At 41.5% G+C, this 24,688-nt stretch carries 19 protein-coding genes; 11 read left to right on the plus strand and 8 right to left on the minus strand.

Translation table 11 applies throughout. From position 1 onward, the window contains the following. Window positions 1-164: 164 nt before the first annotated feature. A complete protein-coding gene (locus FNH22_RS25310; protein ID WP_143401304.1) occupies window positions 165-578 on the minus strand; it encodes a hypothetical protein in 414 nt (137 codons plus the stop codon). Window positions 579-766: 188 nt separating this feature from the next. Beyond that, entirely contained in the window at window positions 767-1,243 is a 477-nt protein-coding gene (locus FNH22_RS25315) for a hypothetical protein (protein WP_143401305.1), read from the minus strand. Window positions 1,244-1,407: 164 nt separating this feature from the next. Here FNH22_RS25315 and FNH22_RS25320 point away from each other — a divergent pair, with 164 nt between their 5' ends. From FNH22_RS25320 to FNH22_RS25335, 4 genes are read left to right on the plus strand one after another with little or no spacing between them, the layout of a single operon-like run. Continuing rightward, window positions 1,408-1,713 carry an S-adenosylmethionine decarboxylase family protein gene (locus FNH22_RS25320; protein ID WP_143401306.1) on the plus strand — a complete coding sequence of 102 codons (306 nt, stop codon included), beginning with the start codon at window positions 1,408-1,410 and terminating at the stop codon, window positions 1,711-1,713. After that, the gene (locus FNH22_RS25325; RefSeq protein ID WP_143401307.1) at window positions 1,691-2,497 is read left to right on the plus strand and encodes an ion transporter; all 807 of its coding nucleotides are present in this window, start codon (window positions 1,691-1,693) and stop codon (window positions 2,495-2,497) included. The genes FNH22_RS25320 and FNH22_RS25325 overlap by 23 nt, the downstream gene beginning before the upstream one ends. After that, entirely contained in the window at window positions 2,484-3,932 is a 1,449-nt protein-coding gene (locus FNH22_RS25330) for a hypothetical protein (protein ID WP_143401308.1), read from the plus strand. Before FNH22_RS25325 ends, FNH22_RS25330 begins: the two co-directional genes overlap by 14 nt. 42 nt (window positions 3,933-3,974) lie before the next feature. Continuing rightward, window positions 3,975-5,489 carry an NAD(P)-binding protein gene (locus FNH22_RS25335; RefSeq protein ID WP_143401309.1) on the plus strand — a complete coding sequence of 505 codons (1,515 nt, stop codon included), beginning with the start codon at window positions 3,975-3,977 and terminating at the stop codon, window positions 5,487-5,489. 25 nt (window positions 5,490-5,514) lie between these two features. Here the strand turns inward: FNH22_RS25335 and FNH22_RS25340 are convergent, their stop codons facing one another. Further along, a complete protein-coding gene (locus tag FNH22_RS25340; RefSeq protein WP_143401310.1) occupies window positions 5,515-6,291 on the minus strand; it encodes a hypothetical protein in 777 nt (258 codons plus the stop codon). A 15-nt stretch (window positions 6,292-6,306) separates the two neighbouring features. Continuing rightward, the gene (locus tag FNH22_RS25345; protein WP_143401311.1) at window positions 6,307-6,840 is read right to left on the minus strand and encodes a hypothetical protein; all 534 of its coding nucleotides are present in this window, start codon (window positions 6,838-6,840) and stop codon (window positions 6,307-6,309) included. Window positions 6,841-7,321: 481 nt separating this feature from the next. Here FNH22_RS25345 and FNH22_RS25350 point away from each other — a divergent pair, with 481 nt between their 5' ends. Both FNH22_RS25350 and FNH22_RS25355 read left to right on the plus strand, forming a co-directional pair. Continuing rightward, entirely contained in the window at window positions 7,322-8,482 is a 1,161-nt protein-coding gene (locus FNH22_RS25350; protein ID WP_143401312.1) for an AraC family transcriptional regulator, read from the plus strand. Window positions 8,483-8,620: 138 nt separating this feature from the next. Beyond that, window positions 8,621-9,703: a hypothetical protein gene (locus tag FNH22_RS25355; RefSeq protein ID WP_143401313.1), complete on the plus strand. Its 1,083-nt coding sequence runs from the start codon at window positions 8,621-8,623 to the stop codon at window positions 9,701-9,703. Window positions 9,704-9,722: 19 nt separating this feature from the next. Here FNH22_RS25355 and FNH22_RS25360 read toward each other — a convergent pair whose 3' ends face one another. From FNH22_RS25360 to fdhD, 4 genes are all read right to left on the minus strand, one after another. Further along, on the minus strand, window positions 9,723-10,220 hold the full coding sequence (locus FNH22_RS25360) for a hypothetical protein (protein WP_143401314.1): 498 nt from the start codon (window positions 10,218-10,220) through the stop codon (window positions 9,723-9,725). 253 nt (window positions 10,221-10,473) lie between these two features. After that, entirely contained in the window at window positions 10,474-12,819 is a 2,346-nt protein-coding gene (locus FNH22_RS25365; protein WP_143401315.1) for an FdhF/YdeP family oxidoreductase, read from the minus strand. Window positions 12,820-12,851: 32 nt separating this feature from the next. Further along, window positions 12,852-13,223, minus strand: coding sequence for a hypothetical protein (locus FNH22_RS25370; protein WP_143401316.1), 372 nt, complete (start codon window positions 13,221-13,223; stop codon window positions 12,852-12,854). Between the two features lie 68 nt (window positions 13,224-13,291). Then, on the minus strand, window positions 13,292-14,161 hold the full coding sequence (gene fdhD / locus FNH22_RS25375) for a formate dehydrogenase accessory sulfurtransferase FdhD (protein ID WP_143401317.1): 870 nt from the start codon (window positions 14,159-14,161) through the stop codon (window positions 13,292-13,294). A 317-nt stretch (window positions 14,162-14,478) separates the two neighbouring features. Here fdhD and FNH22_RS25380 point away from each other — a divergent pair, with 317 nt between their 5' ends. The 5 genes from FNH22_RS25380 (at window position 14,479) to FNH22_RS25400 (ending at window position 24,608) form a co-directional block, all read left to right on the plus strand. Beyond that, entirely contained in the window at window positions 14,479-15,906 is a 1,428-nt protein-coding gene (locus tag FNH22_RS25380; RefSeq protein ID WP_221420352.1) for an OFA family MFS transporter, read from the plus strand. 377 nt (window positions 15,907-16,283) lie between these two features. Next, window positions 16,284-17,402 (plus strand): Cache 3/Cache 2 fusion domain-containing protein, encoded by a 1,119-nt coding sequence (locus FNH22_RS25385; protein ID WP_143401318.1) that lies wholly within the window; start codon window positions 16,284-16,286, stop codon window positions 17,400-17,402. Between the two features lie 170 nt (window positions 17,403-17,572). Next, a complete protein-coding gene (locus tag FNH22_RS25390) occupies window positions 17,573-19,396 on the plus strand; it encodes a sulfatase (RefSeq protein WP_255518158.1) in 1,824 nt (607 codons plus the stop codon). A 235-nt stretch (window positions 19,397-19,631) separates the two neighbouring features. After that, complete coding sequence (locus tag FNH22_RS25395) at window positions 19,632-21,731, plus strand: glycoside hydrolase family 97 protein (protein WP_143401320.1); 2,100 nt, start codon at window positions 19,632-19,634, stop codon at window positions 21,729-21,731. 132 nt (window positions 21,732-21,863) lie between these two features. Further along, window positions 21,864-24,608, plus strand: coding sequence for an AAA domain-containing protein (locus FNH22_RS25400; RefSeq protein ID WP_143401321.1), 2,745 nt, complete (start codon window positions 21,864-21,866; stop codon window positions 24,606-24,608). The last annotated feature ends 80 nt before the right edge of the window (window positions 24,609-24,688 follow it).

Here is a 24,688-nt window from a genome sequence, read left to right on the forward strand (position 1 = left end):
AAAGGCGGCATAGGCTTAGGACAACTCTTGCCTTTTTGAAAAAGAAGCTTGCTAAACGTTAAATCAAAAACTCAATCCTTGTAAAAGTAAAAAGACCGCCTCAATCACTTTTGAGACGGCCTCTCATTCTCAATCAATCCTAAAAAACAACAACAAAAACTGTCTTACTTCCAGGCCACAGAACTACAGAAATCAGTGTTCCCTTTTCTTCGTGTATAATCCGTCACTGAATAGGTCAGCGTAATCTCATAGCCATCCAACCTACCCTCTCCCTCTATATAGTAACCATCTACCTCTTGTCCCGGAATGTATAAATAAGTACCGTCCACATCTGCAATCACATGTATACCAACACCATAAAAATTTTCAAGGTATACAGACTCATCATAAGCGTCGGATTTCACGATCCGGACCGGATATTCGGCATAACTATCGAAAGTTTCACTGTATTCGTCTACCTGATAATAACCGGTGAAATCATTCCTGTAATCGTATACCAATACCGGTTCTTCAATAATTATTTCACAGCTTGTGAATACGATCAATAGGCTAAAAGATAATAGTAGTATTTTTTTCATCCCCTTCGGTAATGGTGTATGAAGAGATAAACAATTATGAGGCCAAAAAGAAAAAATCAACGTAAAACACTGAATATCAGGCGGTAAAATAAAAAAAGAAATACGTTTAATATCGGACTGTTATCGCCTGAGATATAAAGAATTAATCACTAAAGCAGGTGCTTCAGACCTTCAATAAATGGCAAAAACTAGATGCGCCCGTGGAATTCATCGTTGAGCATAAAATTACCATTTTCCTGTACTTCCAGGTCAATTTTTGACAGGACTTCCTTGTCTTTTGTCAGGAAAAAGATGGTGTATTTATAAGAAGTGACCTTGTCTTTGAGGTCATCAGAGAAACCCATATCCAGTATATACACGTCAGCATCCGATTTGAATTTCTTGTTTTTGATAATATTACCTTCCACATTTTCTACCTTAAAGCGGAAATACTCTTTCGGAAGGCCATCAAATACAAATTTCACCTTTAAATAAGGCAATGGCTGTGAGGAATACCGATTTCCCTCAACGAGAGAGACTTGTTGATTATCCGGAGGTGTTCTGATCTTAAAGCTGTAATCTAATTCGAAAGAAAAGTTCTCCACATTTTCATAAGGTACCTTATGCTGTGCCGGCGCGGTAACGGTCACAAACAAAAGACACAGACTAAATAACACACGTATCATGACGATCTAAGATAAGTTGAGAGCTACAGTAGCTATTGCACTGTCTGGCAGCCAAATCCATTGTATTGAACAGATTGTCTTAAAATGCCGCCAACAGACTTAAGTTAGTATAAAAATACGTTAAATTTAAATTTTAGATTTAACCATATACTAGGTTTTAAGGCTTGGAAGCTAAGATTGATAATCATTCGGAATGGGTTCAGGACATTGATCCGGTACGTTTGAAACGGAACTTTGAAGAATTACTGTTGAGATCAGGCTTTGGCATCCTGAATTTCATGGAGCACTATTTCGAGCCTCAAGGGTTTACTGCTATCTGGCTGTTAGCTGAAAGTCATTTCGCCATACATACTTTTCCTGAAGAGCAAAAGACCTATATTGAGCTTAGTAGCTGCAATACAGAAATGTATGATCGTTTTCTAGTTCATTTGCAAGAATATAAAATCAATGAAACGCAGTTTTTCATCTAGGTACAAGCACCGGGTTTTAAGTACGATCAATAAGGCTGAGGAAGCAGATTATATCAGCAAAGGGTTTGATGTTTTCATCATGACCCTCATTCTCCTGAACGTTTTTGTGGTCATTACCGAAACCGTAGAATCTATTTACTCAGAATACAAAGCCATTTTTTACTATTTTGAGATTTTCACCATCACCGTTTTTTCAATTGAATACGTGGTGAGGATATGGGCATGCACATTGATCGAAAAATACCGGCACCCTGTGTTTGGACGTATCAAGTATATGTTTTCTATGGAGGCTCTTATCGACCTTCTGGCCATATTGCCATTTTACTTACCGCTTTTCTTTGCCATAGATGCTCGTTTCGTACGGGTTTTACGCTTGTTCCGTTTGATGCGTGTGTTCAAACTAGGCCGCTATTCAGTAGCCTTTCAGTTAATTGTTTCTGCTGTGAGCAAGCGAAAAGAAGAACTTCTCATTACGCTGACATTACTCATTATTATGCTGATTTTGGCTTCAAGCCTCATGTATTATATTGAACATGAAGTACAGCCCGACACTTTTACCAGCATACCTGCCACCATGTGGTGGGCCATTGCCACCCTCACTACCGTAGGGTACGGAGATGTTTATCCTGTCACGGCTTTAGGAAAACTGCTGGCTTCTACCATCGCCATTTTGGGTATCGGTGTTTTTGCGCTTCCTACCGGTATTATTGCTACCAGCTTTGAACGTGAGTTATCGGAGAGGGACAAAAACAAAAAAGCGGCCCGTCAGAATGAAAATAAGTAATACACTCAAAGAAACGATACGTTTCGCCGCGTTATGCCTGATCTTATTAGCCGTGGTAATGGACCAGATAGAGGCAGTAAATTATTATTTCGGTGAGACCATCAGTGACCCGATCATTGTTATGGCACTTGCTATGATCTCCTTTTTCTCAGGACATCGTTTTTTGCCAAAGGTAAACTATGTCAAGATAACGTTTCTGTCAATACTTCTGACCACTTTCACTTTTGGACTATTCCTAAGCCACCTGACGTACAGAACCTTTCCTTATCCAACAGTATTGACCTATACCTTTGTGGTCCTGTCTGCTTTTACTATTGCACTATGGACGCCCCTGGAAAGGAGGGGTAGCAGCTCAGCTCTATTTTTGCTGATTTTCCTGGTTGGAAGTATATGTTATTTCTTCATACCGTCTGTAAGGCCAGTCCATTTGGCCTTACCGGGTTTAATCCTGTTGTTATCTGAAGCTATATATAGTCAAAAATACAGATGGGTCACACTCTACCTGGTCTTTGCTTTTGGTAATGTATTGCTTTATCTCATACCCACCGCCAAAATACAATTGTATACCAGCCAAAAAAAGTACTACGACCCGGTTATCTATTCAAAAGAAACAGCTTTCCAGACCATAGATATCACCCAGTGGAAAGGTGAACGCTGGTTTTATTATAATAATGTTAACCAATTCAGCTCTATCGACCACTGGTTATATTTTGAACCTATGGTCCATCCCATCACACAATTCAAGAATGGAAAAAACAAAGTGCTGGTGATTGGAGGTGAAAACGGGATGATCGCAAAAGAGCTTTTAGCATATGATGATATAAAGCAAATTGATCTGTTGCCCATTGATACAGCTTTGTACCGTTTAGCCAAAACTTCTGATTTCTTCGTTGCCTTGAACGAGCATTCATTGAGCCATGACCGGGTAAGACTTAAGAAAAACACTCCATTTCATTTTCTGAATATGCACAAAGCGCATTATGACCTTATTTTTGTTGATATCCCTGACCCAGTAGACCTGGAACTTAATCAGTATTACACTAAAGAGTTCTACGAATTATGTCATACCGCTTTGAAGAATGACGGTCTGTTTATAACACAGGCAGGCAGTCCTTATTTTGCCACAAAGGCATTCCAATGTATAAAAAACACCATACAACGTGCCGGTTTTTCCTCTGTGCCAATGCATAACCAGGTGTTGACACTTGGCGAATGGGGTTGGGTCATTGGGTCCAAGAACAAATCGAAAGAAATGTTATTAGAAAGTTTAAAACAGCTTGAATTTAAAGATCCGGAAACCATGTGGCTGAATAATGAAGCCATGAATATGATGCTTTCTTTTGGAAAGTCTGCAATCACCAGGGACACATTGATCAATTCACTCAACACACCAATCGTCCATGAATATTACAGGGATGGTACCTGGAAATTTTAATTAAGTAGTCAAAACACTGAAACTACAAATCCTGGTCAATTCATGAACCGCAGAGACTTCGTAAAAACATCATCACTGATCACGTTACCACTGCTTTTAAAATCATGCCAGTGGACGAATGGTGAGTCGTCCTACCCTGTCCAGGTACATTCTGATGCCAAAACAGGGCATTTACTCTTTGAAAGTAAGACATTTCCGGAAACCATGGCTGATACTGTGGAGGTGCTGATCGTAGGTGGGGGTATAGCAGGTATGGCAGCAGCCTGCGAGTTAAAAGAAAAAGATTTCCTGCTCTGTGAGCTTTCGGGCCAACTGGGAGGCACCTCGTCAGCTTACCTGTCCGGCAACCTGACTTTTGCGCAAGGGGCACATTATGACATGGGCTACCCGGACTACTATGGTAAGGAGGTATTAAAACTATTGGAAGGACTTAATATTATTCAGCCCCAGCCCTGGAAGAACACCTGGGGGTTTGTAGATCAGCAGCACCTGATCATGCACCGGAGAAAAAATCAGTGCTTTGATCGAGGCGAATTCCGAAAAGAAGTCATCAGTGATACGCCTCTGAAAAAACCTTTTTTTGAATTAATGAATAAGTATCAGGGTCAAATGCCTTTGCCTACCCGGCTGATCCATGAGAAACATCACGAGCTCAACCAGCTTTCTTTTGTTGATTTTCTGCAAAATGAGTTGGATGTGAACGATGATCTTATTCGATCTGTAAGCTACCATATGAAGGATGATTATGGTGCAGACGCTTACCAGGTTTCTGCATTGGCCGGCATTCATTATTTTGCCTGTCGGCCTTATACGAAGGATATAGTTGAGCTTTTCTCACCTCCTGAAGGTAATCATTATTTTATCCGTAAGATGGCAGACTATGTTGGCCCTGAACGTTTAAAAACTACCCACCTGGTAAAAAGTATCGAAGAGGTACTGAATGGATTTAGTGTCAAAATTATTGACATTGCAACAAAGACGATTAAGGTGATAAAAACCGGAAAGATTATCTATGCCGGTCAGAAACATGCCTTGAAGTACATTTTCCCACAAGACTATTCTCTGTTTCAAGACGTGAGCTACGCTCCATGGATGGTGGTGAATGTGGTACTTAACGGTTTTAACGATAGTATGGGATATTGGCAAAATGAGATGTTAACAGAAGATGATACTTTCCTGGGCTTCGTAGACTCTTCCACACAGCACACGGCATCCGGGGATCATCGAATATTAACAGCCTATTACTGCCTGCCTCCTACTTCGAGGGAAGACCTGATAAACGCAGAAGTGAACAAGTCTCAAATAGCGCAAATGACGGTAAAACATCTGTCCGGTTATTTCGAAAAAGACCTTTCCAACCAGGTAGAACGCATAGACATCAAAGTAATGGGGCATGCTATGCCAATACCAGGTAAAAACCATTTGTTTAAGGATAAAAACCTGCACAGAAGCAATAAAAACATCGCTTATGCCGGAGTTGACAATGGCCGATTGCCTTTGCTGTTTGAGGCAATGGATTCCGGAATTATAGCTGCCGGTCTGGTGAGCAGCGAGTGATCCAAAGCAACTTGTCCGATCAATATTACTCTTCAAGCATTTTTACATACTTTCCCGTATAGCTAACCTTACCACTATCCCAGATTTTCTCATATACGCTATTGGTGTAAACTCCTTCGACATTATCCGTACCTGACGGAATATTATCCTCGCCTGCTGTCAATAAACTCTCCGGCAAGTGACCTCCTCCATAATAGATAAGTCTTTCTTGCTCATCCCATACCGGATCATAGACAGCATTATAGTTGATATCTGCTATCTCTTTTTTTGTATCCAATGCATAAATACGCAATTGCCTGTCTGAGCCTGTTCCAAAGTCAAGTGCCATTAAATTACCTGAAGGGGATCGGGAATGAATACCTCCGGAAAGAAAATCTTCATAACGTGCGCTCACACTATCGGGGATGTTAATTTCCAGAAGAGCTCCTTTTTTGTGAGGTTCACAGATTACGATGAGATCTGTATAGTTTCCAATAATCAAGTGAACATAATAAAGCCCTGTTTCGAATGAAGTATCCCCCCCATGGTCCATTACTTCCCCGTCATAAGGCCTTTCATAAATCACCGTAGTATCTTCCTTGTTGAAAATCTTTAAAACCTTACCATTTATAGTATGAGTGAGGCCCGTGGGTTTCGATTTATTTGCGAATTTCTGATTAGACTCAACATCATCATCTGTTGACTGGCTTTCGGCAATTTCCTCTGGAGTTGCTTCCTGTGCAATAACTTCTTTGTCTTGATTTCCTGAGCGACAAGCCAGAATGAGCGCTGAAAAAAGAACCGGTATGAGTATTCTTAACATAAGCAATAAAAGGTTTTATTTGTCTGCCGGTTCAACTCGCTTTCCAAATCCATCTACAGTTTGTTCTATCAACACACTTGCTTGTCCAACTTCTTCAATCCATAGCCGTATCCGTGTATTGCCGGCGCTGACCAGGTAGCTGCCCTCACCTGGTGTGTATTCAAACTTTACTACATAAGACTTCCCAGCTTCAAAAGAAAGAAAGTCAAATGATTCCGTTGGAATGGCAATCTCTCCTTTAGAAACAAACCGCATCTTTATGGTATGGTCGCCTGGCAAAAGCAGAATTTCCTGGGCTCCACTCATCAGACTCATATTTGGGATATCTTTTTCATCAACGGCTATGAAGTAAGCATACTTTTTACCTACTGTCTCACTGACCAATCGTACCAGTTGTTCAGGAGGCAGCTCTGGCCCCTCATATACTTTCACGGCCGCAACTTCTGTTTTTTTCCTATTTTGCTTTTTCTTTTTTTTCTTCTGTGCTACTCCCACTGTAATTGTCAACATCATCAGTGTCAAGAGCAATGTAGTCTTTATTATCTTCATCTTTTTTGAGTCTGTGTCCGAAATATTGTTAGGTACTTTTATCCTTTCATTTTTAAAGAGAATTGCATGTTTATTCCTACGGTATTGCCACTTGTAACCAACCCTTCAGCACTCTTAACCATTCCTGGTCAATTTTCAACCAGCTCAGCAATATTCAAAAAACTATTAATCAAATAGTTAAATACATCTGTCCCTTTAAATGGTACGAGCCAAAACATCTTACTCGCTGGCTCTACTTTGTAAAGATGACTGCAAGAATTATTCTTTCCATGTACATATGTAAAGCCATTACCGGCGTATGTGTTTTTTGATGTAACTCAATTATGAAGATGGAAAAGTTTTTTTTGCATAAAAGGTTATTTCCACTCCTTTCATAAACACCACACTTTTTTGAAAGCCAAAAAAAAGATATGTATGTTGCACTGGCCAGGCTATAACAGATTACCATACCAGGCACACAACTCTTTAATCTGCCGATGAATTGAATAACGAAGAAATATATTTCAATTTACATCCCGTCAACTTTTTGATAATTTCCGGAACTCTTCAGGTATATGTCATCGCAGGCATACTGTTTTTCAAACGAACAGATCAGTCACTTTCCAATAAGCTGCTGGCAGCAACGGTACTTGTAGTAAACCTTCACATCACCTATTTGATGTTATTGGATTTAAACCTGGATAATATGTACCCCTTTTTACTTTGGGTTCCATACTCCGGATTAACGGCAATTGGCCCATTTATTTTCCTGTACACTAAATCGCTTACAACGGAAAACTTTACCATCTCAAAAAAAGAATGGATACTATTCATTCCTTTTACGATTGAACTAATACTCCAGGTATTTCAAATTACCTATAGTATTCTTAATAATTCGTTGTACTATAACGCTCCTTCGGATCTGATCATCACCGCTGCGATCTATGCCTTTGCGACCGGATCAATTTTTCACTATCTCCGGTTATCTCTCCAAAAGATCAATGAGCATGAAAAATGGGCGCTGAAAAACTTTTCTGACCTGAAGGAAGTAACATTAGCATGGCTACATCGCCTGATCACTTATTATCGTATTTTCTGGATCTTTTGGATCCCTTTTGTCGCCATTTTTCTATTGATCTTCAGGTTTCAATTGCAATATTTTGCACTAATCCTCATCATTTACCTACTACTACTCATTATCACTTATCTGACGTATTGGATCGGTATCGAAGGAATAAGTAGAATGAACCTGGTCTTTCTCAGGCAGAAGACTGTTCCGGTGGAGAGCAAATCGTATGCAAACCTATCCACACAGAAAATCAAACTTTATATCCAAAAATTTGAGAGCCTGATGAAGGATGAGGAGCTATTCCTGAACGAAAGCCTTAATCTAAGGGAATTTTCCAATCAGGCAGAAGCAGACCCGAACTTAGTGTCGTATATTTTAAATACACATCTTGGCAAAAACTTTTATGAGTTTATTAATTTTTACCGTATTGAAGAGGTCAAGAAAAAGCTTAATGATCCAAAATACAAGCACCTGACTATTCTGGCGCTGGCGCTCCAATCCGGTTTTAATTCCAAAACATCTTTCAACAGGATCTTTAAACAAACCACCGGATTAACGCCCAGTCAATTCCAGAAAAAGGTAAGCGATAAATAGAAATACTCTGAAATAGGTACCATTCTTCCTATTGGTACGCATCACTGCTTCCAAAAGCTGTGGTTTGCAATAAGTATATTCAGTATTTCATTAAATAGCATGGAAGTTATCAAAGGTTCCCATTTAACTGTTGCACTAATGTTCTTAAAGGTATGCTTTTCTATTGCCCAGGAAAGTAGACCAGAGGAAAAGCCAACAATACCTTTAGAACAATTTGTCGGTTATTATTATGTTGGCGTAAAACCCAATAAACCATTCTTCAAAAGCCGTTGGTACATTAAAGATGAGCAGTTATATGTTATTTATGATTCAGACCGGGACAGGAAACTGGAACCGTATAAGAACGGAAAGCTCAAGCCAACTATTTTCCTAAGCGAAGAAGATGTCCAAATCACAGAAAAAGACTCTACCTATTATTTGGTACTCAATTTTGAAAATGAAAAGCTTGAAAGTTTCAAAGTTATACGACCAGGAAGTAAATTGCCCACAGATTTATATGGATATCGCAACGACAAGTTGAACGAGCTTGCAGTTGATACGGAAAGTTCGCTCATATATCACTACGCGACAGCTCATTTCAATTTTTATTACAGTGCATTAGATTCTGACTTGATCCCTCAATTAGGAAACCATCCGGGAAAAAAATACTACGACCTGATGAGGGCTTTTAACCTGGACAGTATATCCACGACCAACATAAGAATTTATCCCGGATCAGCCATTTATCATAATGCGGTACTATCTCCCGGAGCACCAAGCTGGCAAAGAGGACGGGCATGGACTAAAAATGAGATAAGGATGGTCTCCCCTATTATAGCGCAACGAGAAACCAGGGAAAACATCCAAATTAATAACATGGTCTTACACGAGTTTATCCATTGCCTCCATTTAAACCTCGTGAAAAATGGCACCAGGGTGCCCGGTTGGTTATGGGAAGGCCTTGCCATGTACAAAGGATGTTGCCGATGGACGACCAGCCCTAAAGAATTAGACTACATAAAGAATAAGAAATACCCGTCCTTAAGACAAATTCAGAATGATAGATCGTATCAAATGAAGTATGACCTGGGATACTACCTCGTTGAATTTCTTGATCAAAAATATGAGTGGACCAATGTTTTGAAACTGATCAACAAAAATGGTGATATTAAAAAAGCACTAAATATATCGGTAAAGGATTTTCAAGAAGAATTTTATCGCTACCTGGAGGCCAAATATTAACGCAACCGTTTAAATTATCTTAGGGGATGCTCCGATAAGTATTAAAGGCACGCGGGGCATAATTCATTTTTAAAAACACCGAACTATGGCTGGACACTTTATATTGCAGGGCAGCGCCCATTTCAATATGGGGCTGATAATCCAGGTCGTCAAAAAAGGAATTATTGACCCTGCCATACAAAAATGCGGTCAGGCGATTTTCTTTAGGAAGTAGATAATACCGAAATTCAAGCGGTATATCAAAGCTCCACTGATAACGCAGAGCACCCCCTTCTCCACCCTCACGCAATGGCTGATGATAACGGGAATAAGATAAACCATAGACAAATGATGTTCGCCGGGAAATATTATAGATCCGGTTCATGCCAAGGGTTGCGGTATGATTGCTGATGCCCAAATAAGCTTCGGTATTATTTGAGTGGATTGACGAATAATTTCTTTTAGTACTGTCAACGACACTTTGAGCATGACCGACGCTAACCACGCAGAGCAAAATGAATAAAGTGACTGCTTTCATAAATGATGGGGCTAAAATTATCATAAATTAACGTTTCCAATTGAGTAATTCTTTCTCTATAACCGTGTCTCCAATAAGGTATTTAACCAATGGGCCGGAGCTGATCTATCGATTTGAAGAACTACTCATCATGGTATTTGTAACAATGACTGTCAACCACTATCATATACGTAAGTGTGAGCAAAAATAATTTTAGGTCATCTGTATTCAGTACAAGAAAACCGTCTCTTAAGCCTGTGAATATTTCACAAGTTTAAGCCGGAGCTATGGTAATTATAATTGACTTGGAAGTGGGTGTACGGCTATAATCTGCTTTACTTTTTATAGGCACCAACACATTAGCCTCCGGAAAATAAGTAGCTACACAACGACGCGGTATATCGAACGGCACTACCAGAAAACGATAAGCAACCCGTTCTTCTCCTTCAAAATGGCTGAAAAGATCAACTACCTGTTCTTTCTCCAGCCCTGCCTGCTCCATGTCCAGGGGATGCATGAATACTATCCGTCGTTCATTGTATACCCCTCTATAGCGATCATTCATTCCGTAAATGGTGGTATTGAACTGATCATGACTCCGAATGGTCATCATAATATATTCGTGTTCCTTCAAGTCGTAGTGAGGAACGTCATTAACAGTGAAATGCGCCTTACCATCCCGTGTATTGAACTTACCTTCGCGTGGCCCATTGGGCAAATAGAATCCGCCATCTTTGCGCACACGTTCATTATAATTTTCAAAACCGGGAATTACTGCCTCTACAGCATCTCTTATATGATCATAGTCAGACGCCAGGTGTGACCAGTTCACTGTAGAAGATGTACCAAAAATCGCCTCGGCCAAACGCGCAACGATCATCGGCTCGCTCAACAGTTCCGAAGAAGCTGGCGTACGATCACCGCGGGACTGATGTACCACTCCCATAGAGTTTTCTACACTTACAAACTGCTCACCGGAAGACTGTACATCACGCTCACTGCGTCCCAGGCAAGGTAAGATCAGCGCCTCTTTGCCATGTATCAGATGGCTACGATTTGGCTTTGTGGACACCTGTACGGTCATATCGCACTTCATGAGTGCTTTAGCCGTATATTCCGTATCCGGTGTAGCTGATAAGAAGTTTCCTCCCATCGCAAAGAAAAAGCCTGCTTTACCATCGGCCATAGCCTCAATAGCGGCCACGGTATCATAACCATGTTTACGCGGAGGGCTGAAATTAAAGTGCTCCTGTAATTTATCCAGAAACTCTGGCTTGGGCAGCTCCCAGATACCCATGGTACGGTCACCTTGCACGTTACTATGACCACGTACAGGGCAGGTACCTGCACCCGGTTTTCCTATGCTACCACGTAACAAAAGCAGGTTAACAATCTCCTGAATATTGTTCACCCCATTTTTATGTTGGGTCAGCCCCATCGCCCAGCAGACAATGATACGGTCATGTTTGATCAGCAGACTGGCCGCTTCCCTGATTTTTTCTGCCGAAACACCGCAGGCCTTCACCATATCATCAAAATTGACCTGTTGAATGTCATCCAGCAGCGCCTCATATCCTGTAGTTTTTTCCTTGATAAAATCATGATCAAAAACAGAACCCGGATTGCGTTGTTCTTCCTCGTACAAAAGTTTTAGCATCGCTTTTAACAGGGCCACATCTCCATTGATGGTCACCTGGAGGAAAAGATCGGTAAGTTCAGTACCTCCATTGATCATACTCAAACCCTGAGGGTTCTTAAAATTCATCAAACCAACCTCGGGCAATGGATTAATAGAAATAATCTTCGCGCCATGTTTTTTAGCTTCTTCTAAAGCGATCAGCATCCTGGGATGGTTTGTACCAGGGTTCTGTCCCATGATTACAATAACTTCCGCTTTGTTGAAATCATCCAGGGTCACAGAACCTTTGCCTATCCCTAATGTTCTGCCTAATGCAGCTCCACTGGACTCATGACACATATTAGAACAGTCCGGCAGGTTGTTTGTGCCGTACTGACGTACAAAAAGCTGGTAGAGAAAAGCAGCCTCATTACTGGTACGCCCCGAAGTGTAGAAAATGGCCTCATCAGGATGTGCAAGGGCTTTAAGCTTTCGGGCAATCATGTCGAAAGCATCTTCCCACGAGATCGGCTCATAGTATTCCTGCCCTTTACGAAGTACCATAGGGTGTGTAATCCGGCCGGATTTACCTAACTCGTAGTCAGACCACTGCGAAAGCTCATAGATGGAGTGCTTTTTAAAGAAATCCGGATCAGCACGTTTTTTTGTAGCTTCTTCAGCTACCGCTTTCGCACCGTTTTCACAATACTCTGCCAAAAAAGACCTTTTTTCATCAGGATCCGGCCATGCACAACCAGGGCAGTCAAAGCCCTTCATCTGATTCAACCTTGACATGGTAAACATGCCACCAGGTCCCATTTCACTCATAATGTGACCAAGCGCCACAGTGATTCCCTTAAGGCCGGCAGCGGTTTTGCCCGGTTGCGTGATCTTAATGTCCTTAAACGCTAAGGGAGGCTGGGCATTCGGCGTTTTCGTTACCCCTTCAGAAACTTGATCTTGCTTTTCCCCGGCCTGGGCCACACTTTCTTTCGTTTTCATTATGCGCTGATTTATTGCTTTTTTTATTGAAACTATTCTGCCATTGGATGTGAATAGTTATCCGGTTCTTCAGCATTATCACGGTGTAAACACTGAAAATCTTTCTCTACCAGGACATGAATTTGAACACCGCCGGTATCCACCTCCTGTTCAAAACCTACTTCATCCGTCTTTACCCAACGCTCAGCAATAGTCCCGGGCACACTCACACAGATCGTTTGATCCTGATACGTTATATCCAGTGTACTTGCGTTCTCTTCTATTCTTATCTCATAATTAAAGTGGTGAGCGGGTTCTGCGCCAAAACATATACTTTCCTTTATCATCCCCTCTTTGCCAAAGTGTGCTACCTCTGTTCTGGTAAGCCTTAGCCGTACTGTATTTTCTTTTATTCTAAGCTTCATAAATATGTTTTTAAGCACTACTGCCTGCGATGTTCACCTCCGGGTTAATCGTTAGTGTGCCGAAAATCTCAGGCTCCAACACCCGTATATGACGCCAGGTTTATACGTTCTGATCCTGTATAGATATTGTAGCGCTGATTACGTACAAATCCCATTAAAGTCATACCTGATGATTCGGCTAATTTAACGGCCAGGCTGGATGGCGCGCCTATCGCCGAAAGTATGGGTATGCCTGCCACCAGCGCCTTTTGCACCAACTCGAAGCTGGCCCTTCCACTGACCTGTATCAGGTAGTCATGTAACGGAAGCAGTCCTCGGTCAGCAGCAGCGCCCACCAATTTATCCACTGCATTGTGACGGCCAACATCTTCACGCATTAGTAGAAGCTGCCCTTCATTGTCAAAAAGGCCGGCTGCATGTAATCCTCCCGTATATTCAAATACATTCTGGACTTCGAGGAGCTTATCCGGCAACTGATGGATCAGTTGCTGGTCAAATACCGGCCTACCTCGTGGTAATGCTTCACAAGCACTTACCTGTACTGCTTCTATAGAAGATTTACCACATACTCCGCAACTCGAAGAGGTATAAAAATGCCTTTGAAGTTTTTGCAGGTCTATCACAAGTTCTTGCGATAGTTCCACCCGTACTACATTTCCAATCTCTTCCTCTTTTTCTACATTTTGACAGTGTCTTATACTTACAATTTCAGCGACTGAATTTATAATCCCTTCCCCTATCAAAAAGCCAGTGGCTAATTCCAGGTCATTGCCAGGTGTACGCATGGTTATAGAAAGGCTTTTTTCCTTTCGCTGGTGCCCTTCTCCATAGCCAATCCTTATTTCCAGCGGCTCCTCTACCGCTAACAAGTCTGGCTCAGAGACTTGCTCCATCCCTTTTACTCTATGGACATTAACATGTGTTACACTTTGAGACATCTGCTGAAGGGTAAGTGATAAAAATCAAAATAGATCCATGTGCTTAGATTACAAATAAGAAACTCTTCCCACATTACCAAAAGTACGTTGATGATGTTTAAAAAAATAGCAATATAATCTCAATTTGTCTCAAAACATTAATAGTTCTGTTGCATTTTTTCTGAGTAAAAGGTACCAATTTGCATGTATGAAGTGGGATTCGCCGTGTGAGCTAACCGATAGGCAGACACCCCGGATCAGCGCGTAAGCTGAATTTATGATTATCCTTCTTTCAAAGAATACTTCAAATTTCAATCATTCACCTAAAAGTTTGTTTTATGACCGGTTTGGCATTTTTAGATAAGGCCCACAGCATTGCAAAGCCCGGCTATAGTCGCTGGCTGGTACCTCCTGCTGCGTTAGCCATCCATCTTTGCATAGGTCAGATCTATGCTTACAGTGTTTTCAATGAACCTATGACCCGCATCCTCGGGGTCACTGAATCAGGCCCCCTGGACTGGCAATTGACTACTCTTGGCTGGATCTTTAGTATTGCTTTGTTTGTATTGGGTGCATCTGCTGCCTTTTTTGGTAAATGGCTCGAACGCGTAGGTCCCAGAATGGCCATGTTTGCATCAGCCGCCTGTTTTTCCGGTGGATTTATAATAGCTGCCACAGGGGTAATGTTCCACAGCATATGGCTGGTGTATTTAGGACATGGCGTGCTTGGTGGCATAGGTCTTGGGCTTGGTTACATATCACCGGTTTCAACACTTATCAAATGGTTCCCGGACCGGCCAGGCCTGGCTACCGGAATGGCTATTATGGGTTTTGGAGGTGGGGCCATGATCGCTTCCCCTTCATCTGTTTATCTGATGGAATTCTTTAGCTCACCTACTTCAGTTGGTGTCGCAGAAACCTTTCTGGTGATGGGCATTCTCTATTTTCTGTTTATGATGTTTGGAGTATTTACAGTACGTGTCCCCGCCCCGGACTGGAAGCCCGAAGGATATACTGCCCCTGCCAAAGGAAGCAGAAAAATGATCACAGATGCTGATGTAGATGCCGATAATGCTATCAAAACACCGCAATTTTGGTTAATTTTTGCCATACTGATGCTGAATGTTTCAGCGGGTATTGGTGTGTTAGGACAGGCGTCGGTCATGATACAGGAAATGTTTTCTGAAAAAGAAGTAGGGGCGGGTGCTGCCATAACCGTAGCTGCGGCAGCCGGTTTTGTAGGGCTGCTTAGTCTTTTCAATATGGCTGGGCGCTTTTTCTGGTCTTCCGTTTCAGACAAAATAGGTCGTAAGAATACCTACAGTATCTTCTTCTTGCTAGGGGCCACGCTCTATTTTATTGTCCCCTCCTTAGGGACCATGGGCAGCGCAGTATTTTTCATCCTGGCTTTCTGCATCATTATAAGTATGTATGGAGGTGGGTTTGCCACTGTACCTGCCTACCTGCGTGACATGTTTGGCACAATGCAGGTAGGAGCCATCCATGGCAGACTTCTGCTGGCATGGTCTTTAGCTGCCGTATTCGGCCCTTCAATGATCAATTATTTAAGGGCTTATCAAATTGAAACCGTGGGACTCCCTGCATCTCAGGCATATTCTTTCACCATGTACATTATGGCAGGGTTACTTTTAATTGGCTTCATATGCAATATGATGGTAAAACCTGTTGCGGAGAAATATCATTATAATGCTCAGCATACCCATGAGCCACCTAAATCTGAAACAGTCAAAGCAGAAATGACATAAACCACTTTATGATGGAAAAAGAACGAAAAACATCACCGGTATTTATCTTTTTATCGTGGGCATTTGTAAGTATCCCACTGATATGGGGTATCGCCCAGGTAATTGCTAAAACACTGATAATATTTGCCTGATAGTGCACTCAAAGAGTTGAATTTAACGTTTTGAGGCTGGTCGTATACACTATTTTCAATTTATTTATTCATTGAAAAGCCCCATTTACTATTTACATAAAAAACTGACTTTCAACACATAAAATCAACAAACCTCTATATAAAAGGTAAATACATATCTTCTGGGTTCGGTTAAAGAGCAACCTTCCATTTTTTTTCTTGTTGTATTCATTATCGGAATAAAACACCTAATGCCCGAATAATGTAATGCCTGATCCAAACAATACACCTGACTTAAAAGAATTCCTGGTACAGCTCTATAGCTGTTTAGAGGATGAAAATAATGCTAAACAGATCGAGGTCGATCAATCTTTGAAGATTGCAGAACAAATTCTTCATGAAAGGGGAGACATCCTAGAGGACCAAAAACGTATGATCAATGTAATGGCTGCCCATCAGATCAGCGGTTCGATGAGTAAGGTAGAAGTTCCCCTTTGGTATACCCGGGACCAACAAGTCCACTACGACAATCATATGGTAGATCAAATACAGGAAAAAACTTCCAGCACATCTACCGTCTTCCAAAAAATCCCACAGGGTTTTCTACGCATAAGTACCAACGTTTTGAAAAATGACGGCAGCCGGGCCATCAACACTTACATCCCTTCCTACTCTCCTGTAGTAAAAACAGTGGAGCAAGGTAAGACTTACCAGGGCATAGCATTTGTAGTAAACGACTGGTATTCTGCTGCATATAAACCGATTTTCATTGACGGAAAAGTCAAAGGGATGTTTTACGTTGGAGTAAAAGAGTCATTGACCCAAATTGAAGACCATTACCTCAACAAAGAACATGGAGATATTATCAATATACTCTCGCAGCTGTTTGATGATAATCACAATGATTCCGGTTCGGTCATTTCAGAGTTAATACATTTGCTCTATACACAGGAAACCAAACCTCAAAGTAACCATATACTTACTTTGGGGCTCAAACAATTAATTATATTATTTATTCAGGCCAGAGGAAAAAGTGGCCATCTCACACAACATAAAGACTATCTGTTAGGTGATCGGCTTACTTTCATTGGTCAGTATATTCGACTCAATCTGACAGGCAATCTGACCATAGAGAATCTGGCTAAAAAAATACATATGAGTCAACCTAATTTTTTCCGGGTGTTCAAAAATCACTATGGACAGACCCCCATGGAATTTATTAACCGGGAAAGAATACAAAAAGCTTGTGAATTATTAAAAATACCTGAAAAATCCGTAACGGATGTTTGTTTTGACGTAGGCTATAACAACGTTTCCTACTTTATTAAGCAGTTTAAGATATATTATGGGTTTACCCCAAATCAATTCAAAAAAGAAATGTGTTAACGTGTTGGATAAGCATTTGATCGACATAAAAATGTTTCCAGTGGATAAAAGATTATGGCTTTCGCTTATATTTTCCAGGCTGAAAGTGGGATCAAATGTCTTGCAGCCGCCACAATTGCTATGCGTAGGGGTGCAAAATGCCCCCCTCGTCTTTTAGGGAAACCGTCAGTATGAAAAACTCCTTAATTCTATTATCAATATATCTTCTAGTCTCCGTTTCATGCTCACGGTATCAAGAAACAGAGGACGACTTACCACCCCCTAATATACTCTGGATCGTGAGTGAAGATAATAGTCCCTGGCTCGGCTGTTATGGTGACAGCGTGGCCAATACTCCCAGGCTGGACGCACTGGCAGCAGAAGGAATACTATTTTCAAATGCCTACAGCAACGCTCCGGTATGTGCTCCTTCACGTTTTACGCTTATTACAGGTACTTATCCCATTGCATTTGGAACAGAACACATGCGTTCCACCTATAAAATCCCACAACACATCCGTTTTTACCCGCATTATTTAAAAGAGGCAGGTTATTATACTTCCAACAATTCAAAAAAAGACTACAATACGGTTGATCAACCGGAAGTATGGAATGTCAGCAGTAAAGAGGCCAGCTATCATGGCCGCAAGGAAGGCCAACCCTTTTTTCATATTGTGAACCTGATGACCACGCATGAAAGCAGGTTACATCGCGATAGTATCGCCAGGCACGACCCTGAAAGTGTAGATCTTGCACCTTACCACCCGGATGTCCCGGAAATGCGAAATGACTACGCCGTATATTATGACAGAATAGAGGAAATGGACCAACAAGTGGGTAAAATACTGGATCAATTGGCCTCAGAAGGTTTGTCAGAAAACACCATTGTATTTTATTATAGTGATCATGGAGGAGCAATGGCCGGAACAAAGCGTTATGCTACCCAGGCCGGCCTGCACGTACCTCTTATAGTTCGTGTACCCAAAAAGTACCAGGGGCTTACCCCCTATCCGCCTGGAAGTAAGCTAACTCATCCTGTAAGTTTTATTGACCTGGCCCCTACGCTGCTTCATCTGGCAGGTTTAGCACAGCCTGCAGCAATGGAAGGACGATCCATTCTAAAATCAGTTATTGGCAAAAGTTATGCGTATGCTTTTGCCGGCAGAATGGATGAACGGACCAATTTTGTTCGCTCTGTTACCGATGGAAACTATCGTTACACGAGAAATTATCTGCCTCACAGGCCTTATGGCCAGCATTTAGAAACACTCTGGAAAGCCCAGGGTATGAAAGCATGGGCAAAAGCCTACCAAAGCCAAACACTTGACAAAACGCGATCAGCTTTTTTTGAACCACGAGCCTCAGAGGAATTGTATGACCTGGGAGCAGATCCGTACTGCATTAATAACCTGATAAATGATGTGAATTTTGAAGTTGTACGAAAAAGATTATCCGACGTTTTAACCGAATGGCAAGTAGCCCAACGAGACGCCGGTTTTATACCGGAGGCTAAACGCATTGAACTGGATAAAAATGAGACTATTCACCATTATACACATTCTGATAGATACCCTGTAAAAGACCTTATTGGACTGGCACAAAAAGCCGGCGAACGCAATCCGGCAAACCTCTCTTATTTCGTTGATCGACTAACAAATACAGACCCCGTAACACAGTACTGGGCAACCACTGGGATATTAATGTTAAAGGAAAAAGCTTCAGGTACCAGGAATGATCTGTTAAAAGCCCTTGATGAGGCAGAACCCTCTACTGGTATTGTCATAGCAGAGACGCTGTACGGTATGAACGACCAACAGAAAGCCATAGCTTACCTACGAAAGCAGCTTAGCTCTGACAGGATAATGATCCGTGTCCAGGCTCTAAACGCCATTGATCATATGGAAGGCGCTACGCTGAAAATGCTACCGGAGCTAAAGGCACTGGTACCGGAAAACCTTAAAAAAAGACCTTATGACGTGCGTATCGCTAGATCCCTGATCAAAAAATCCGGGTAGGGAAAAACGCCGAATTGCGTTTCAATCATTGACTACATATTCCAATTCCGTCATTTGCTCAAACCCGTCGCCAGGGGCATCTACGTGAAATACGATTAGATAACAACCCAAGCAACACATAATCCGGGGAAAGTACAACGTTTGCGCTCTACTCTAACTTTAAAAGTCAGATCTTGCTACAGATGTACACGTTTGGGTACTCCCTACAGGCAGTTAAAACCAAAATACGGCACGAATGATCAGGCTATTTCTTTTATCTTTTTTAGTGATCCTTGCAGCATGTGACTCGAATAAAAGGATTGCAACTACGGTAAATTCCCCCGGCAAAGAGAATGTTTTCTCATTCTCAATAAATGATGCAGGAGAATTATTTTATACAGTAAGTCATAAAGAGCTACAATTTATCACTTCTTCCGCTTTGGGCTTTGAGCTTAAGGAAACGTCACTCAAAAGTGGCTTTGTCTTGCTGTCATCGGAAGAAAATACCAGCAATACGAAGTGGAATACTGTATGGGGCCAAAGAGAAACCGTAACAGATCATTATAATGAGCTAATACTTCACTTAGAACAGAAAAAAACAGGAATACTACTTGATGTAAAAGCCAGGGCCTATGATGACGGGATCGCCTTCAGGTATATATTCCCTGAACAGGATAATCTCAAAGATTTTATTATTACGAATGAACTGACCGAATTTAATTTTTACGAAGACTATAAGGCATGGTGGAATTTTGCCGATTATGATAATTATGAGAAAGTCTATTACAACTCGCCGATCAGTGCCATCGGAGATACGTTAAACTTCTACAGGAGACCTGACAAGGAAGAGCGCGCTCACATGGCGAATACACCAACTACTATCGAAATTAATGACGATCTGGTAGTTAGCCTCCACGAGGCGGATCTCACAGATTATGCAGGAATGAATTTATTGAATACGCAGGAAGGCACAAAACTAAAAGCCCACCTGACCCCTTGGTTGAATGGTGACCTGGTCAGGGCCAGCACCCCATTCCAGTCCCCGTGGAGAACCCTTCAAATTGCCAACAACGCTGGAGGACTGGTTGAGTCAGATATGATCATGAACCTGAATCCTCCCTGTGCCTATGAAAATACGGACTGGATCGAAACGTATAAATATATAGGCATTTGGTGGGAACTTCACATAGGAAATAGTGCGTGGGCTGAAAAAACCCAATTCGGAAAGCCTATCAACAGGCCCCATGGCGCAAATACCAAAAATGCCAAATACCATATTGACTTTGCTGCAAAACACGGAATCCCTGATGTGCTAATAGAGGGGTGGGACAAAGGATGGGACGATATGGAGGGGTCATGGACCGGATATGGAATTTTCGACTGGAAAACCCCGACGGATGATTTTGACATTGAAGAAGTTTGTCGCTATGGGAAAGAGAAGGGAGTTCGTATGATGATGTATCATGAAACGATATCCGACATTGACCACTATGAGCCTGCCATGGATGAACTGTACCAAATGTGCAGTGACCTGGGCATAAAAACGGTAAAAGTAGGTTATACGGGTGATGTAAATTATGACTACGACAAAAAGACTTACAGAGAGCATCATCATGGACAATATATGGTACGTCATTATAAAAAAATGGTACAAAAAGCCGCCGAATATAAGTTACAAATAGTCAACCATGAGCCTATAAAGTTTACCGGTGAGCAGCGTACTTATCCTAACTTAATGGCCAGAGAAGGCGCGCGCGGACAAGAATACAATGCCTGGAGTGTGGGGAACTCTCCTGAACACGGGGTAGTATTACCCTTCACCAGAATATTGGGAGGCCCCATAGACTTTACTCCCGGCATCTTCAGTATGGTACTTCCTGATAAAGATTGGAGTGATCAGACCTTTCGTATAAGAACTACTTTATGCAAACAGCTGGCTTACTATTTAACCATGTTCAGCCCGATACAAATGGCAGCTGATCTGCCCAAAAACTATGAAAACAATGAGGCCTTTGAATTTATCAAAGATGTTCCCACTAACTGGTTACAGAGTAAAGTACTCCATAGTAAAATAGGGGATTATTATACCGTAGTTCGCCAGGAGCGCGGGACGGAAAACTGGTACCTGGGCAGCATTTCAGATGAAAACCCGAGAACATTTAACATAGACCTGTCTTTTCTTAATACGGAAAAGCAATATGAAGCCGTCATTTACGCTGATGCTAAAGACGCACACTGGAAAGATAACCCGGAGGCTTTTGAAATAACCAGAAAAAAGGTGACTTACACGGATAAACTAGATCTTCAACTAGCCCCCGGAGGAGGACAAGCCATCGCATTTAAGGTTATTGAATAGTTTCTGATTTCAATGACAGTTCGGAGTAACGAGCGTCATTTTTAGCTCCTGGTTTAAGCGCCCTATAAGTTATCCAGATAATCCTGTGATCCTTTGTACTATTACGTGGTTTCATCTACTTTTCACGGGTAAATGGACTACGATAATCTTCTAAACTTTTATAAAAGTTGTTACGAAGCTGACACCAGAACACTCAGCCTTACAAACGTTTTATCTTCTAAAGTAGAAAACAGAAGTTTTTTGGATGGAGAAGATGAGCTACTAAGCGAACACATTCCGAAAATACCGATTCAAGAATCGATCGCTCAACCCATTCTCGATAACTTAAGTGTATACGGACAGGAGAAATCACTGTATTTATGCAGCTTTTTTATTACCGGAAAACAAACCAGCCAGAATGGTAAGTCAACCTCCATCTGTGCACCCTTGTTTTTCTATCCTGCCCATATTTCAGTAAATGACAATTTGTTCTTTTTATCCATTGATAAAAAACTTGCCAGGCCTAACCTTCCTTTTTTAGAAAATCACCGTATCGATGGCTCCATTGAGATTTCAGAGGTTTTCAATGAGATCATTAGCACTCCATTTTCTTTCAAAAATTGTGGTCTGCTCAAGCGGAAACTGGAGTCATCTTTTGTTCAATTTGATGCGGAAGAGTTACTGATGTATCCCAGCTATACCAGTGAATCTAAGTTGAAATCAAAATTAAGGACTAAACATACCGGTTTTAAAATTTATCCGGCGGCGGCCATATGTGTATTGAAGCATTCCACTACTACCCTGGGTATTTTGTCCGAATTGGATAAAATGAGATCTCAGTCCACCCCCTCTTCCGCGATCCAAAATTTCTTCAATTATCAATTGTCTGAACCTGAAGTATCTCAGACGCAGGATATTCACGTACCAGCCGTTCTCAGTCAATCGCAACAAAATGTGATCACGTCGGCCAACAACCATAACGAAACGGTGGTCATTGGACCACCTGGTACAGGAAAGTCATTCACTATATCCACTTTGGCAGTGGACCAGGTAAACCGCGGTAAATCAGTATTAATCGTTTCTAAAACTGATCAGGCCGTTGACGTGATATATCATAAAATTGAACATGAGATCGGCATTCCCGACCTGGCTGTAAGAGCGGGGAAAAAACACCATTTAAAGAAGCTCAAAGAAAAGCTGAAAAACATACTTAGCGGCGTACCTGTGTCCTACAGCTATGGGGACGAAAGATCTGCCGAACTCATTGAAAAAATCTCAGTCCATAAGAAATCCCTGGAAGACCTGACGGAAAAATTATATGCACAGATCTCTGATGATCTGCGTTGGGGAGAATACTTGTTTGAAAATAAAACCGGCAACATTTTTTCGACTATTGTAAAGAAGTATTACCAGTGGCTAAACGGTTTGCAGGAACCGCACTGGGACCTGGCAATGGGCTATTATTCCATAAAAGATCAATACATAACCGATTTAAAAGGCTATGTAGTCAGTCATTTCGAATATCAGCTTTGGAGGACTATAAAGCATCATAGAAAACAACTCAGAGATTTTCTTCAGGCCATCAGGGCCAGAACGCTTTCAAAGCAGGAGGCCCTTTTTGAGGGCATTGATTTTAACATAATTCTTAAAGCTCTACCGGTGTGGATATGCAAGTTAAGTGACCTCTATGAGGTGCTGCCACTTAAAAAGGACCTGTTTGACCTGGTGATCATTGATGAAGCCTCACAATGCGATATCTCCTCGTGCCTGCCAGCCTTACAGCGTGCGAAAAGAGTGGTTATAGTGGGTGATCCACAACAATTAAGACATTATTCTTTTCTATCCAGGGGGTTGATCAGGCTTTTCAGAGAAAAATATGGGCTTTCGGAACATGCTGCGGACCGTTACTTCGAATACCGAGATGCCAGTATTTTAGATGTATATTTTGAAAAAATCCAAAACCAACAGCAGGTCACATTCCTGGATGAGCATTTCAGAGGAAACGACAGCCTGATAGGTTTTAGTAATGAACAATTCTACCAAAGTCGTCTAAAGGTAATAAAAACGCTACCTCACCATGCACAGCAATTTGCCGTCAAACTAACCATAGTAGATGGGAAAAGGTCCAAAGAGGGTATTAACGAAATAGAGGCCGAACAAGTGTTAGAGCTGGTAAGCCGTATGGTTCAGGAACAAACGGAAATAGATCAGGGCAATGCGTTAAGCATCGGAATTCTAAGTCCTTTCAGAAGTCAGGCAGAGTTCTTATTTGACCGGGTCAATGACGTCCTTACTCCTTCTCTCATTGAAAAACATCGCATAAAAGTGGGTACGCCTTATTCATTCCAGGGAGATGAACGTGATATTATCGTCATTTCGTTTTGCATCGACGATGACACACATACTACTGCATTAAATTACTTAAATACGCCTGCAGTATTTAATGTGGCCATTACACGCGCCAAAATCGCTCAGCATGTTTTCTACTCTGTTACCAGACCCTCCATGGAAAGTCTCTTGTCTAAATATGTTCAAAGTATCCAATCTGCTGAAGAGAAAAAAAGGCAAGCATCAGACCCCATGCACGATGAATTTATGCAAGAAGTAGTATCATTCTTTAGCGATAAAGTGGAAGAGGTGTATACAGACTACACTATTGCGGGAATACTGGTGGACATATTACTCTACACAAAAAACGGTTACTTTGGCATCGACCTGATCGGCTACCCGGGTAAATTTTATTCAGCCAATAATATTAACGAATATCAGATATTGGGAAGGTCAGGGGTTAAAATGATCCCTTTGCCTTATTCAAACTGGTACTATGAAAAAGACAAATGCCAGGCCGGGCTAGGTGATATTATTTTAAATTATGATCAACTTCAGTTTTTTTCATGATTTTCTTCTCTTAAGCATCTCTTCATCTTTTTGGCTAAACCCTAAAATAAAATTAAACTTGCCTCTAATCTAAACCCGCT

The organism is Fulvivirga sp. M361, from assembly GCF_007097395.1.
Lineage (GTDB): Bacteria > Bacteroidota > Bacteroidia > Cytophagales > Cyclobacteriaceae > Fulvivirga.

Coding starts and splice junctions, on each gene's coding strand:
- FNH22_RS25310 (WP_143401304.1), bottom strand. CDS start 578: ATGAAAAAAATACTACTATTATCTTTTAGCCTATTGATCGTATTCACA.
- FNH22_RS25315 (WP_143401305.1), bottom strand. CDS start 1,243: ATGATACGTGTGTTATTTAGTCTGTGTCTTTTGTTTGTGACCGTTACC.
- FNH22_RS25325 (WP_143401307.1), top strand. CDS start 1,691: ATGAAACGCAGTTTTTCATCTAGGTACAAGCACCGGGTTTTAAGTACG.
- FNH22_RS25330 (WP_143401308.1), top strand. CDS start 2,484: ATGAAAATAAGTAATACACTCAAAGAAACGATACGTTTCGCCGCGTTA.
- FNH22_RS25335 (WP_143401309.1), top strand. CDS start 3,975: ATGAACCGCAGAGACTTCGTAAAAACATCATCACTGATCACGTTACCA.
- FNH22_RS25340 (WP_143401310.1), bottom strand. CDS start 6,291: ATGTTAAGAATACTCATACCGGTTCTTTTTTCAGCGCTCATTCTGGCT.
- FNH22_RS25345 (WP_143401311.1), bottom strand. CDS start 6,840: ATGAAGATAATAAAGACTACATTGCTCTTGACACTGATGATGTTGACA.
- FNH22_RS25355 (WP_143401313.1), top strand. CDS start 8,621: ATGTTCTTAAAGGTATGCTTTTCTATTGCCCAGGAAAGTAGACCAGAG.
- FNH22_RS25360 (WP_143401314.1), bottom strand. CDS start 10,220: ATGAAAGCAGTCACTTTATTCATTTTGCTCTGCGTGGTTAGCGTCGGT.
- FNH22_RS25365 (WP_143401315.1), bottom strand. CDS start 12,819: ATGAAAACGAAAGAAAGTGTGGCCCAGGCCGGGGAAAAGCAAGATCAA.
- FNH22_RS25370 (WP_143401316.1), bottom strand. CDS start 13,223: ATGAAGCTTAGAATAAAAGAAAATACAGTACGGCTAAGGCTTACCAGA.
- fdhD (WP_143401317.1), bottom strand. CDS start 14,161: ATGTCTCAAAGTGTAACACATGTTAATGTCCATAGAGTAAAAGGGATG.
- FNH22_RS25380 (WP_221420352.1), top strand. CDS start 14,479: ATGACCGGTTTGGCATTTTTAGATAAGGCCCACAGCATTGCAAAGCCC.
- FNH22_RS25385 (WP_143401318.1), top strand. CDS start 16,284: ATGCCTGATCCAAACAATACACCTGACTTAAAAGAATTCCTGGTACAG.
- FNH22_RS25390 (WP_255518158.1), top strand. CDS start 17,573: ATGAAAAACTCCTTAATTCTATTATCAATATATCTTCTAGTCTCCGTT.
- FNH22_RS25395 (WP_143401320.1), top strand. CDS start 19,632: ATGATCAGGCTATTTCTTTTATCTTTTTTAGTGATCCTTGCAGCATGT.
- FNH22_RS25400 (WP_143401321.1), top strand. CDS start 21,864: ATGGACTACGATAATCTTCTAAACTTTTATAAAAGTTGTTACGAAGCT.